Origin of the sequence: Bacillus canaveralius (genome assembly GCF_002860125.1) — a bacterium.
Classification (GTDB): domain Bacteria; phylum Bacillota; class Bacilli; order Bacillales; family Cytobacillaceae; genus Bacillus_BJ; species Bacillus_BJ canaveralius.
On the sequence record NZ_PGVA01000044.1, the window covers coordinates 62,118 to 74,945 of the forward strand.

The window sequence follows — 12,828 nt, forward strand, 5'->3', positions numbered from 1 at the left end:
GTAAATCTGCATACTCCTGAAGATCCTTACTTGAACTAAAATTTATCAAAAAAATATCTTCCCATATGGTATACCATATTATATAATCTAACTGTATTACTTGAAATAGTACACCTAATACAGTTAGGAGGGTGCGAATGTTTGAATTAGACTTGAGAAGCCGGCAGCCGATCTATGAACAGTTAGTCGACAAGCTAAAGGAACTGATTATAAATGAAGTACTTGGCGCAGATGAGCAGCTGCCATCTGTGAGAACGTTGGCGCAGCAGTTGACGATCAATCCGAATACGATTCAGAAAGCGTATCGTGAGCTTGAACTACAGGGCTATATATACTCCGTCAAAGGGAAAGGAAGCTTCGTCAATCCTTCTAATGAAACGATCAATACCGAAAAAATCGCTAAAGTAAAAAAGGAGCTGATCAAGCTGCTTTCTGAAGCATTGTATCTCGGAGTGCCAGTCAGCGAACTTTTCACCATAATTACCGAATTGGATACTTCCATTCAGGGAGGAAAATAACGATGATTCAATTAAAGGGCGTCACTAAATCATATGAAGACATTGAGGCTGTTTATAGGGTAGATATAAAGGTTAACCACGGTTCAATATACGGGCTGCTCGGTTCAAATGGTGCGGGAAAAACTACGGTTTTAAAGCTGCTTGCCGGAATTCTTAGGGCTGATGAAGGCCAAGTTCTGATCGATGACAAAAATATTTTTGAAAACCCGGAAATAAAAGATCGGATTTTCTTCATTCCGGATGCACCTTATTTCTTCTCGCAATATACGATCCGACAGATGGCCGATTTTTATAAAAGCGTTTATTCCCGCTGGGACGATGAGCGTTTTAAACAGTTGGCACAAGTCTTTGAAATGGACATCAACAGAAAAATACATAAATTTTCGAAAGGACTTCAACGTCAGGCTGCTTTCTGGCTCGCTCTGTCTACGATGCCGGAAATCCTCATATTAGATGAACCTATGGATGGACTTGATCCAGTTATTCGCAAAAAGGTAAAAAGCCTGATCATTGACGAGGTCGCTGACAGGGAGATGACGGTTTTAATCTCTTCCCATAACTTGAGGGAGCTTGAGGACATTTGTGACCATGTCGGGATTCTTCATAAAGGACGCTTGCTTTTTGAACAAGAGCTTGATGATCTGAAAGCCGATGTCCACAAAATTCAGTTAGCCTTTAAAGGCGCTATTCCTGAACAGCTATACTCTGATCTGGCGATATTGCATAAAGAGATAAGAGGGAGCGTCCTGTTGTGCATCGTGAGAGGTAAAGAACCAGAAATAGCAGCATATATTGAAAAATACAATCCGGTCATCTTCGATATGCTTTCGCTGACTTTAGAGGAAATTTTCATATACGAAATGGGGGATGTCGGATATGCTATCAAGAATATCCTTGTTTAATAGAGAAATAGTCCGCCAGATCACAAGAAGTGTTGGCTGGGTCGGCATTGTTTATTTACTTGGCCTCGTTGTTGCTTTGCCTTTAAGGCTCCTGATGCAAGTATCAAGTGAATATCCAAACTATCAAAAGTATGAAAACCTGTTCCAGGTGGATTTTCCTATACAAATGCTGTTTATCTTATCGGTCCCGATTTTAATGGCGATATTTCTGTTTCGATTTTTGCATGTCAAACAGCCTGCCGATTTGATGCACAGCCTGCCAATGACGAGAAGCAGAATCTTTCATCAATACACATTAACAGGTGCCGTATTATTGGTAGTTCCGGTGATCCTAACTATGTTGATCGTATTGATATTATACAAAGTCCTCGATTTAAATCTGTATTTCGGGATTGATGAGATTTTTTACTGGGGTGGAGTAACTGTTCTTATCAGCCTTGTGCTCTTCCTGGCTGGTGTTTTTGTCGGAATGTTTACGGGAATCACCGCAGTGCATGGAGTTCTATCATATGTTTTCTTGGTGTTCCCTGCTGGAATCGTCTTTCTGTTGGTTTCAAGTCTCGGTTTTTTTCTGTTAGGATTCCCTGATAGTTATTACTTACATACCAAAATAGAGACATATTCGCCATTAACTCATGCGATGGTTTTGGAATCACGGGTTCTATCTCCAGGAATAGCAACTGTTTATGCTATTTTAATTGGACTGTTATACGCCGGTTCATTATTTTTTTATAAAAAGAGACAGGTCGAGGCCGTTTCGCAGGCGATTGCCTTCGAAAAGCTAACGCCAGTGTTTAAATACGGAGCTGCCATTTGTTTTATGCTGCTTGGGGGCATCTACTTTGGCAATATTGGCATGAAATCTTCATGGTGGATATTCGGTTATATTGCGGGATCGATCATTGGCTATTTCATTGCCGAGATGGTTTTGCAAAAAACGTGGCGTGTTTTTACGAATGTAAAAGGTTATTTCATATTCGTCGCAGTGATGTTGCTATCCTTCGCAGCATCCCAGTTAATTTTTAATCTATATGAAAAAAATATTCCTGAACTTTCAGAAGTAAAACAAGTATACTTCAGTGATGTACCGTATCACTACGCTAATAGTGAAGATTTTGAAAGCGAGCTAACGTTTACATTAAAAGAACCCGAGAACGTGAAGGCGGTTTTGGACCTTCATCGTAGCATCGTTAATACCCGATCAACAAAAAAGGAATCAATTTTTTTCGCCTATGAACTAGAAAACGGCAAAAAAGTCGTACGCGAATATGAAGTTAATAGAAACGACTTTGATGAATTACTGAAACCTATTAGAGAATCAACAGAATACAAGAATGCATCCAATGAAATATTTCTGGTAGACACAGAGGAAGTAGACAAGATTACGATTACCCCGAGAGGGATGAGGACCAAGAATGCTGTCATCGCTGATAGCAAAGACATCAAGGAAGCAATCACGATTCTAAAAGAGGATGCAAAACTGGAAACGTATGAGCAAATGAATCATTTCGCTTACATTAACTCCGATGTTGAATTATTGCTTGACAATGACAAACGAATCTTTTTTGAATGGAAGCGGTCTTACAAACAGTTTGAACAGTGGCTTGATGACAAAAATTTGCTTGCCGAGGCCAGCTTGCTGCCTGAGGATATAAATTATATCCTTGTTGCAGATAAACAGGATTTGGTACCGGATCCTTATATAGCTTTTGATGATCATACATTGCTGAAAAAGCTTGAGGAGGAAGGGAAGGTCCTTAAGATTGAGAACAAAGATGAAATCAGCAGCATGATAACAGCGGCTGAGACGCATATCGACGGAGCATTTATTGCCGCGATCTACTATCATGAAAAAGGAAATTATGAAATTACTAGTCTTAAAGAGAATAAGTTACCAGAGTTTATTAAAGACCATTTTGATAAATAGATTTGGGGGCATAGGATATGCAAGTTCAGCCGAATTTTGAATTTTTATTTGCACGGTACTATAAACGGCTGTTTTATACAGCTTTAAATATCACGAAAAACGCGCATACGGCCGAGGATGTTGTCCAGGAGACTTATCTGAAAGCTTTCTTGAAAAGCGATTCTATTCACGATGAAGAAAAATTGGGAGCCTGGTTATCAGCAATTGCGGCAAGGACGGCAATTGATTTTATCCGCAAAGAAGCAAGAGGGCGCGGTGTTTCACTGGAGGCCATTGCTCAGCATAATGAGCTGTTTGCACTTGAATCAGATCATAATGTTGAGCAGGAAGTAGCGCTCTCCCTGTTTAAAGAAGACATTGGACAGGAAATCAAAGCGTTGAAGCCAGAACACCAAGCCATTTTCTTGTTAAAAGTAAACTCTGGATTAAAGGAAGACGAGATTGCCAAGCAGCTTGATCTCAAGCCATCAACAGTGAAAACAAGGCTGTACCGGACGAGAAAGCATCTGAAAGCTGTTTTATCCGAAAGATATTCGGCATAAATAGGAAAAGGCATGGCTCAGGACAACCGCCGTGCCTTTTCCTATTTGACCAGTTATAATTAGGAATCACAGGGGTAAATAATGCCTGGAAAAAATAAACGAAACAAAAATATCTTGTTGCTTTATAGAAGAGATTATTCATTCACTTGCTAAGAAGGAGGAATCATGGCTGCGATTATTCTTTTTGACGGTGTGTGCAACTTATGTCACAGCAGTGTGCAATTTATTATCAAACGGGATCAACAAGGATATTTTAAATTTGCCTCAATACAAGGTGATGTCGGTCAAAAGCTATTGCAAGAATATAACTTAAAAAACAACATTGACAGTATAGTATTAATCGAAAAACGCAAGGCCTTTATCAAATCCTCTGCTGCCTTAAGGACTGCAAGTAAGCTGCAAGGGGGATGGAAACTGCTTGTTCTGCTCTTGCTAGTGCCTGTGCCAGTTCGTAACTTTTTCTATGATTGGATCGCGCATAATCGCTACAGGTGGTTTGGAAAACAAGACAGCTGTATGATACCCTCACCAAGCATGAAGGAGAGATTTCTTGAGTAGCGTTGTTATTGAAAAATGGCACAATCCAAAATGGATGCCACTTTTTTCTATTCTTCACGGATCAGGGGCATCGTACAGCAACGAAATGAACCGCCGGATTTAATGATTTCGCTAATATCAACTTCAATTACGTCATAGCCTCTTTTACGAAGCTCACTGTTAACATGTTTATTTACGGGAAGGCTGAATATCTTTTTATCTCCAATCGAAAACACATTGGTTCCAAGCGTGAACTGCTCTTCCTCGGTGATTTCGATTAAATCGTAGCGGGACCGAAGAAGTTCTTCTTTTTCTTTCTCAATAACTCCGGGGTAAATGATTGCTTCCTCGGTGGAAATGATATTAAATACACAATCCAAGTGCAGATATGTTTCGGTAAACGGAATGGCTATCACTTCATAACTCGTTAACAAACTTTGCAAATGTTCGATTGCAGCTAAGTTTGTGCGGTTGCTGACGCCAATATAGACAGTGTTTCGGTCAATTACAACGTCTCCACCTTCAATCTCGTCCCCTAATAAATGGTAGTAGGGGATTTCTTCCTGTTCAAGCCACTCTCTTAAAACGTCTTCTTCACCTTTTCGGATGTCATGGGCCATTTCTGCGACAAAGACTGTTTGCCCGATCGTAAAACCGATATCGCGGGTGAACACTTGCTCGGGGAACTTCCTGAGCGCAGGGAGCAGTACAACGTTAACGCCATGTTCCTCCAATTTTACAAGAAAATCGCGGTGCTGTTCCAACGCCAGCTCTATGTGAATCCCTTCATTTTTAAAATGTTTCTGGGTTTCATTGATTACTTCTCTAATTGTCATATGCTGAGGTTCGCACAGGATAACTGTATGCAATTTATCATATTCACTATTGCAGATGGATTTATGTTGTTGTGACGGCATGCCAAATCCTCCCGATAATCGATAATATGATTAATGTCTCCAAACAAAAAAGAGATATGAGTTTTAAAGCCGAGAAAACATATAGCTCCATTTATCTGTTTCAGTAAAATCACACTTGCCATATTTAAATCAAAAAGTGAATTTTATTACAGCATTTCTACCATTTTTACCTTATACTATAAATGTAAAAACAGTAAATGATGATTTAATCTGTAGTGCAAGGTATAGTATTTCATCACGCTTGTACCATGTTCCAGTCCATTTAGAATGGAGACAAGATAGATTGCTGAAAAAAAGCGGAATGAATGAAAAGCTTAAAATACTGAACTTTTTAGATGAGGAAGTATATAACATGAATATGTATGAAGAAATTCTTGAAATAATAGAAAAAAACGGTCCTGCGTCACTTCCGTCAATCCTCGAGGCAATGAGTAGCCAGGGTGAGCGAGAGAATTCTCTTAAACTTTCCCACATAAAGTCTGTGATTAGCCGAAAAAAGGATCTGTTTTCGGTTAAAGATAATATTGTATCGATCAATCCTGATAAGGAGATTGTTTCGTTGACAGCTTCGGTAGGACGCCACCCGGGACCGTGGTACAAGGTGAAAATCAATTTTCAAAAGAATACATTTTTTTATATTGAATGGACTTCAAACGAACATCAACAGACTGAACATAATTTGCCACAAAAGTATGGAAGAGTGGAAGATTTCAAGAAGGAATTGTTCAAAATGAAGATTTGGGACTGGAAGCATGATTACCAGCGCAACGAAATGATCTTGGATGGTACTAGCTGGTCCATAAAGCTTGAGACAAAAGGAGCAACGTACTCGAGCGGAGGATTTCAGGAGTTTCCAAAGGAATGGAGTAAATTTTGCCGTGCCATGATGAACTTGACTGGTAAAAGTTTTAAATAATTTTTGAAATAGACGTCTGCAATAAGGCGATTAAATAACCATGCACATAATGTTCCCGCCTTCATAAAGTAGTCAGTGTGATAACGCTACGGGAGGGAAACATGAATGCGGGAAATCCGAAGATTGGCCTGGCATGAAACACTGGAAGTACACGAATTAGTTGCATATCAAGCTATCGTACTGAACAGAATTAAGAAGCTCTACCGGAAAGTGGATGATGATGAATTAAAACAATTATATACTTTCTCGATCAAAGCGCTTGAAAAAAATTTGCGGGAATTATTGAAGTTTTATCCTGCGGCGCCAGGTTTTAGAGAAGAAGAAGAGAGGGCGGAGACCGGTTTTTACGCCGGAGATTTATTAGGAGCTGCCAAGACTGCGGTCCGCAATTATGCGATCGCCATTACAGAAACGGCGACTCCTGCTTTACGGGAAGTGCTTGTGAGACAATTAAATGCTGCGATTGCCTGGCACGCACAAGTGTTTTACTATATGTATAAGCGCAGTTATTATCCTGCTTACAATTTGCAACAGTTGTTGTTGAATGATATAAAACTGGCTCAAAATGCGATAAATAAAGGTTACTGAACATACGAGGAGAAGCTGCCAGGTGCGCAAGAAAGCACCTGGCAGCTTCTTATTGTTGAATATAATTGAATTTCCGCAACGTCTTTAATTTTCATATATTAACGTGCAAAGTACGCCTGAATGAATGACAGCCGCACTTTTTTCTGTTTTCCGGGTTGACAGTCCTGTAACCATTTATCAAAGCTTGCCGTCTAGAAAGATAAAGGGGGTTATTTGATGCGGAAAACATGGTTGATTGCCGGTTTGGTGATCCTTATAGCAGGGGCAGCTGTTTATGCGCATTTTACCCAGCTTAAAATCGTCAATGATTGGGCCCAATATGATGAAAGACCAATTGTTTTAAAAAACAAGGTTTGGAAGGTATCTTTTTCGAAAAAGATTGCTGAGGCAAGCCTGGACGGAAATCAGATTTATGTGACAGATGATCAAGGTAAAAAGCAAGAAGTGGATGTAGAATTGGGGCCGGACGGCCAAACGGTATATATTAGCCCGCCTGATCAAGGCTATGATTCTAACATACCATTTTATACGCTCAATATTTTAGACGGAATAAAAACAAAGAGCGGCAGAAAGCTCAGTTCCGGCAAGCAGTTGTCATTTGTCGTGAACAAGACACTGCCTGTGATCGGTTCAAAGGAAAAACTGGATGACTATTTTAAGAAGGCAATCAAAACTGAAAAAAATCATCGCCAAACACTTGCCTTCGATGCAACTGAAGAGAATACTACGCTATCAGCAGACAGTGCTAAAACAGAAAGCTCAGCAAAATCGGTGTCCGAGACAAACGTCCAGGTCGCAGGAATCGATGAGGCAGATACTGTAAAAACGGATGGAAAACATATTTACCAAATTTCTGACGGAAAAGTGAGAATCATTGAAGCTATTCCAGCTAATAAAATGATTCTGAAGAAAGTTCTTGAATATGACAGCTCTTTTATGCCATCCCAGCTGTATGTCGAAGATCAGCATCTGGTCATTATTGGACCAAGCTATCAACAAATGCCCCGGCTGCCTAAGTCGCAGACATCCGCAGACCTCAGCATCGTGCCAATGTATCAATCGACAAAGCTCATCATCTACAATATTGAAGATCCGCAAAATCCGGCAAAACTCAGGGAACTGGAGATGGAAGGTTCGTACGTGTCGTCACGTAAAAGAAATGGGATCGTTTATTTAATTGCCAGCCATTATCCTGACTACTGGGCATTGGAGCAAGGCAAGAAGATCGATTTGCGGCCAAGATACAGAGACACAGCAGTAAGTGAAAAGCCTGTGAGTATCGATTATGATCAAATCCACTACTTTTCGGATTCTGCCGAAACAAACTACAATACGATCGCTGCAATCGATTTGAGCGACCCTTTAAAGGATGCGGCCATGACCACTTATTTAGGCAGCGGGCAGGAGCTATACATGTCCAACGGTTATTTATACCTGGCTGTCCCAAACTACACAAGCATTGAACGTGATCGAAGCAGTATTTTATCACCTGATACGACGATTTATAAGTTTTCAGTTGAAGGGATGAATGTTGCCTTTCATAGTTCTGCCGAGATCGAAGGGACGATATTAAACCAATTTGCGATGGACGAGTACGAAGGGAATTTGCGTGTGGCAACAACAAAAGGCAATTCCTGGAATGAAGAACGGCCTTCAGCCAATCACCTTTATATTTTTGATGTCAATCTCCAGCGCATAGGAGAATTGAAGGATCTAGCGAGAGGTGAGCGAATATATTCAACACGGTTTATGGGGGAACGTATTTACATCGTTACATTTAAGCAAGTAGATCCACTGTTTGTAATTGATGCAGCAAACCCGAAGGCTCCAAAGGTGCTCGGTGAATTAAAAATTCCCGGTTTCAGTAATTATTTGCATCCATATGATGAAAACCATATCATTGGCTTTGGGCAAGATACAGAACTGGTTAAAGGATTTACATCAACAACTGAGCCAAGAGTAACAACAAAGGGCGTGAAAATCTCTCTCTTTGATGTAAGCGATGTCGCCAGTCCTAAGGAAAAATTCACAGAAATCATTGGTGGAAGCGGCACATATTCGCCACTCAATCATGACCATAAGGCACTGTTATACGATCGCGGCAAAAATTTATTTGCATTTCCAATTACCGTATATTCTGATATAGAAGGGAAAGAAGTTGCGCAAAACTACGAGTTTCAAGGAGCGTATGTGTATCATATTGATTCAACTAATGGCTTTTCACTAAAGTCGAAAATAACCCACAGTTTTAATAAACAGGTTTATGAGGAATGGTCCAATAGTATCGAAAGGCTGGTTTATATCGACAACAGCCTTTATGCACTCTCACCTTCGAAAATAACGGCACACGATTTACAAACATTCAATCTCCAGGGAGAATTGGTGCTGAATCAGTAACTATGTTGCGAATCGTATTTGAAAAGTTCAGTTTTTAAGATGTGAACAAAATATCAATCATAAAATATCCCAAACCACCCCATATTAATGATGAGGTGATCAAGTTGGACATGAAGAAAGAATTTTCGCAGCAACAATTAGATCAAATTCAGCATTATCTTATCGAAGAAATAACAAGGATAAGTGTCGAAGAAGAAGAAGAGCGAATGAAAGCAGAAACTAAAGAAAGCGGGCAATATGAGTGAGTTTTTCAAGGAGGTACTCTCATCCATTGAGAACGCCTCTTTTTATGCGCTCATGTTGCCGAGATCGAAATCCCCTCAGCCGTTAATGACTGAAAAATTAACTCTGCGAACTCAACAGCCCTCGGACCATCCCCGTGAATACAAATTGTGTCTGCCTGTATCGAGATTTCTTTTCCTTCCGGAGTCGTTACTTTCTTTTCTTTGATCATTTGAATCACTTGCTGTAAGGCTTGTACGTCCTCGGTAATGACCGCACCGGGCAGGTTTCTCGGCATTAGCGTACCATCCGTCCGGTATGAACGGTCAGCAAACACTTCATTTGCCGTTTTTAAGCCCAGTTTTTTCCCGGCCTTCGTTAGGGCGCTGCCGGAGAGCCCGAATAAAATCAGCTCAGGATTAACATCGGCAACTGCGTTCGCAACCGCCTCAGCCAGCCCTGGATTCACTGCACACATATTATATAAAGCACCGTGCGGTTTCACATGATTCATCCGTCCCCCCTCAATTTTCACAAAAGCATCAAGCGCACCAATTTGGTAAGCGATCAAATTGTAGGCTTCAGCAGGCGAAATCTCAATATTCCTCCGTCCAAAGCCGATCAGGTCGGGGAGACCTGGATGGGCTCCGATCGCAACATGATGATCTAAGGCCAGTTTAACCGTGTCTCTCATAATATTTGGATCCCCGGCGTGAAAACCGCAGGCAATATTGGCAGAGGAGATATACTTCATAATCGTTTCATCATTTCCCAGTCGGTAATGCCCAAAGCTTTCACCAAGATCGCAATTTAAATCAACGTTCAGCACTGCCATCACACACCTTTCAGTTTATTATTGATAAAACGCTTCAAGAGTTGCAGTTCTTTCTCTTGTTCAAATAGCAAGCGGTGAGCCACCTGTAACGATATTTCTTGAAATGACAAAGATTCACCCGGTTTTCTTTGTGCGAGTGCCGGCAGATCTACACTTGCAACTTGTCCAATTTTCGGATATCCGCCCGTCGTTTGCCGGTCAGCCATCAAGATAATCGGCTGTCCGTCATGAGGAACCTGGATTGAACCGACTGTCACACCTTCTGTGATTAATTCCTTTTTTTCCATCAAATTAATAGGAGAGCCTTTCAGTCTGTATCCCATTCGGTCAGAGTCATTTGCAATCAGGTAGGGGGAGGAAGTAAAAGCTGTTTTTCCTTCGTTTGTAAACCAGTCGGCCTGTTTGCCGCTTATGAATCGAATCGGATTGTTCTCTGTTATGTATCTTGACAGGGAGGGGCTGGCTCTCCAGGAGGGCTGTTGAAATAGTACCGTTTCCTTAATTGGCAGAACATCACCCGCGGCGATCATCCTGCCCTGATAACCGCCTATTTTTGCTTTCATATAAGTGCTTTTACTGCTCATGACAGGATCAGTTGCGAATCCACCCTTAATAGCCAGGTAACAGCGGCAACCATTCTTTACGGAGCCAAATGATAAAATAGAACCTTTTTCTGCCATTAACGGCTTCCCGTTCGGAATTGGAGTTCCGTCGATACTGGCATGAAGCTCGGCACCAAACAGGCTGATGACGGTATTATGTTCAAAAAGGAGCGAAGGGCCTATCAACGTGATCTCTAAACCGGCTTCTCCTTCCTCATTTCCAACTAACAGATTGGCAACCCGTAAGGCATAGTTATCCATTGCTCCCGAAACAATCACTCCATATTCCTGATAACCGAAACGGCCAAGATCCTGGATCGTCGACTGCAGCCCGGGTTTGATTACTTGGATGCCCATGCTGATTCCTCCCAATTCTCGAAAGACTGTCGCGAAATCGGCACAAATTTCACCAGGTCACCGGCTCTTAACAGACTTGGCACCTCTGCCTGCGGCAAAAAGAGGGGAAGCGGCGATCTACCGATAAGCTGCCATCCTCCAGGAGTGTCGATTGGATAAATACCTGTTTGGCTGCCTGCAATCCCAACTGAACCAGCAGGAATTCCCGTGCGTGGTGTATTTTTTCTCGGTGTCGAAATCCTTTTATCCATTCCACCCAAAAATGGGAAGCCTGGCGCAAACCCAATAAAATACACGTTATACGTTTTGCTTGAATGGATCGCAATAACCTCGTCTTTTGTCAGCTGGTTTGTCTTTGCAACCTCGGCCAAATCGGGTGCGAATTCTTCCTCGTAACAAACGGGGATTTTGATCAGCCGCTCCGGCACATGCGTTGAATAATTTGTAACTTCGGCATGTAGCCTGTTGGCAACTTCATTACAAACTTTTTGAAAAGGATCGGCCGAGTTTATAGCTGTTGGATTATAATGGAGCGTCAATGTATGGAAAGCAGGAACGATGTCTATCATACCGGGAAATGGCGCTGCTTTTAACTTTCGGGCAGCCAGATGGACCTGTTCATTTGCTTCCTTCGAAATTTCGTTTCCAAATTGAATAGAAATGGCTGAATCGCCAAGGGGGATAATTTCATATAAAAGCTTCATCAAACTCATCCTTAAAAAAGCAGTTTACTCATTTTATAACATAATTCGACGCATTATGGTTATTAATCTAGTTTTTTAGTGAGCAGGTTTCTGGTAAAACGTTGCGAATGCTCATTTGCTTACCATGATAATAACGTTTCAAAGAGTGTAATAAAATTGTAAAAATAATTAATAACAAAAATCTGAATTTTCCCATTATAATAAAGGTAACATCAACAATTGGGGGGAAGTTAGATGGAGCCTAAAAACAACATGCATCTATACTCAGATTGTAACGAAATCTATGCCTATGCAAGTGGAGACGGAATTGAAATGTTCGGATTAGCAGCATCTTCCCCAAAAGCTATTAAGGACGAACTTTTGGAATTTCCAATTCAAACCGATGAAATGAAGGGGTTTATGTTTCAAGAAGAGCGAAACAATTTTTCATTCTCGAGAAAATTTTTTGTGAATGGAATAGAGTTTTTTTAAGGTGATGGCCTCGCTGCATCAAATGCAGGTAGGGCTGTCTTTTTTTATGCAAAAATAAAATACAGAGTTGGTGGGTATGTTCTAGGTTTTTTCCAGCTTATCCTCTAAATAATATTTCATAATTTCTGTAAAGAACAGATGATTTCTTATTCCAATATAAATTTATATTTTTAAAAAAATATATAGTTTTCACTATTTTTACGTTTAAAATCTTTGTAGAATGGGTCCTAGCATGATAAAATTGCTATGAAAACGGTTTATCCTCTGAAAAATATTATTATTCAATTAATTACCCGAGTAAATTTAACAATGTACTAAGCTAAACCGAAAAACGAATGAAGTTGTCCAAATAAACAGGAGTATGCTGTAGGAAGCGAATAATATTATCTTAAT

General features: G+C 40.6%; 14 protein-coding genes. 10 read left to right on the forward strand and 4 right to left on the reverse strand.

Annotation, left to right across the window (positions count from 1 at the left end):
- Positions 1-137 precede the first annotated feature (137 nt).
- From CU635_RS17185 to CU635_RS17205, 5 genes are all read left to right on the forward strand, one after another.
- Positions 138-518 (forward strand): GntR family transcriptional regulator, encoded by a 381-nt coding sequence (locus CU635_RS17185; protein ID WP_101578615.1) that lies wholly within the window; start codon positions 138-140, stop codon positions 516-518.
- Between the two features lie 2 nt (positions 519-520).
- Positions 521-1,420 carry an ABC transporter ATP-binding protein gene (locus tag CU635_RS17190; protein ID WP_101578616.1) on the forward strand — a complete coding sequence of 300 codons (900 nt, stop codon included), beginning with the start codon at positions 521-523 and terminating at the stop codon, positions 1,418-1,420.
- On the forward strand, positions 1,395-3,347 hold the full coding sequence (locus tag CU635_RS17195) for a DUF6449 domain-containing protein (RefSeq protein WP_101578617.1): 1,953 nt from the start codon (positions 1,395-1,397) through the stop codon (positions 3,345-3,347). The genes CU635_RS17190 and CU635_RS17195 overlap by 26 nt, the downstream gene beginning before the upstream one ends.
- 17 nt (positions 3,348-3,364) lie before the next feature.
- On the forward strand, positions 3,365-3,889 hold the full coding sequence (locus CU635_RS17200; RefSeq protein WP_101578618.1) for an RNA polymerase sigma factor: 525 nt from the start codon (positions 3,365-3,367) through the stop codon (positions 3,887-3,889).
- A gap of 165 nt (positions 3,890-4,054) precedes the next feature.
- Positions 4,055-4,447, forward strand: coding sequence for a thiol-disulfide oxidoreductase DCC family protein (locus CU635_RS17205; RefSeq protein ID WP_101578619.1), 393 nt, complete (start codon positions 4,055-4,057; stop codon positions 4,445-4,447).
- 47 nt (positions 4,448-4,494) lie between these two features.
- Here the strand turns inward: CU635_RS17205 and CU635_RS17210 are convergent, their stop codons facing one another.
- Positions 4,495-5,343: a dimethylarginine dimethylaminohydrolase family protein gene (locus tag CU635_RS17210; protein WP_101578620.1), complete on the reverse strand. Its 849-nt coding sequence runs from the start codon at positions 5,341-5,343 to the stop codon at positions 4,495-4,497.
- 283 nt (positions 5,344-5,626) lie between these two features.
- Here CU635_RS17210 and CU635_RS17215 point away from each other — a divergent pair, with 283 nt between their 5' ends.
- From CU635_RS17215 to CU635_RS24120, 4 genes are all read left to right on the forward strand, one after another.
- Positions 5,627-6,259, forward strand: coding sequence for a hypothetical protein (locus CU635_RS17215; RefSeq protein ID WP_245917506.1), 633 nt, complete (start codon positions 5,627-5,629; stop codon positions 6,257-6,259).
- Between the two features lie 105 nt (positions 6,260-6,364).
- Entirely contained in the window at positions 6,365-6,847 is a 483-nt protein-coding gene (locus tag CU635_RS17220; protein WP_101578621.1) for a spore coat protein, read from the forward strand.
- Positions 6,848-7,063: 216 nt separating this feature from the next.
- On the forward strand, positions 7,064-9,244 hold the full coding sequence (locus tag CU635_RS17225) for a beta-propeller domain-containing protein (RefSeq protein WP_101578622.1): 2,181 nt from the start codon (positions 7,064-7,066) through the stop codon (positions 9,242-9,244).
- 110 nt (positions 9,245-9,354) lie between these two features.
- Positions 9,355-9,489 (forward strand): hypothetical protein, encoded by a 135-nt coding sequence (locus CU635_RS24120; RefSeq protein WP_281258891.1) that lies wholly within the window; start codon positions 9,355-9,357, stop codon positions 9,487-9,489.
- A gap of 50 nt (positions 9,490-9,539) precedes the next feature.
- On the opposite strand, the gene CU635_RS17230 is transcribed toward CU635_RS24120, so the two are convergent.
- Genes CU635_RS17230 through pxpB form a run of 3 tightly spaced genes read right to left on the reverse strand, consistent with a single transcriptional unit; the run spans position 9,540 to position 11,964 of the window.
- Positions 9,540-10,295 carry a LamB/YcsF family protein gene (locus CU635_RS17230; protein WP_101578660.1) on the reverse strand — a complete coding sequence of 252 codons (756 nt, stop codon included), beginning with the start codon at positions 10,293-10,295 and terminating at the stop codon, positions 9,540-9,542.
- A gap of 5 nt (positions 10,296-10,300) precedes the next feature.
- Complete coding sequence (locus tag CU635_RS17235) at positions 10,301-11,260, reverse strand: 5-oxoprolinase subunit C family protein (protein ID WP_101578623.1); 960 nt, start codon at positions 11,258-11,260, stop codon at positions 10,301-10,303.
- On the reverse strand, positions 11,245-11,964 hold the full coding sequence (pxpB, locus tag CU635_RS17240; protein WP_101578624.1) for a 5-oxoprolinase subunit PxpB: 720 nt from the start codon (positions 11,962-11,964) through the stop codon (positions 11,245-11,247). Before pxpB ends, CU635_RS17235 begins: the two co-directional genes overlap by 16 nt.
- A gap of 234 nt (positions 11,965-12,198) precedes the next feature.
- On the opposite strand from pxpB, the gene CU635_RS17245 reads away from it, so the two are divergent.
- Positions 12,199-12,435 (forward strand): hypothetical protein, encoded by a 237-nt coding sequence (locus CU635_RS17245; protein WP_101578625.1) that lies wholly within the window; start codon positions 12,199-12,201, stop codon positions 12,433-12,435.
- Positions 12,436-12,828: the final 393 nt, after the last annotated feature.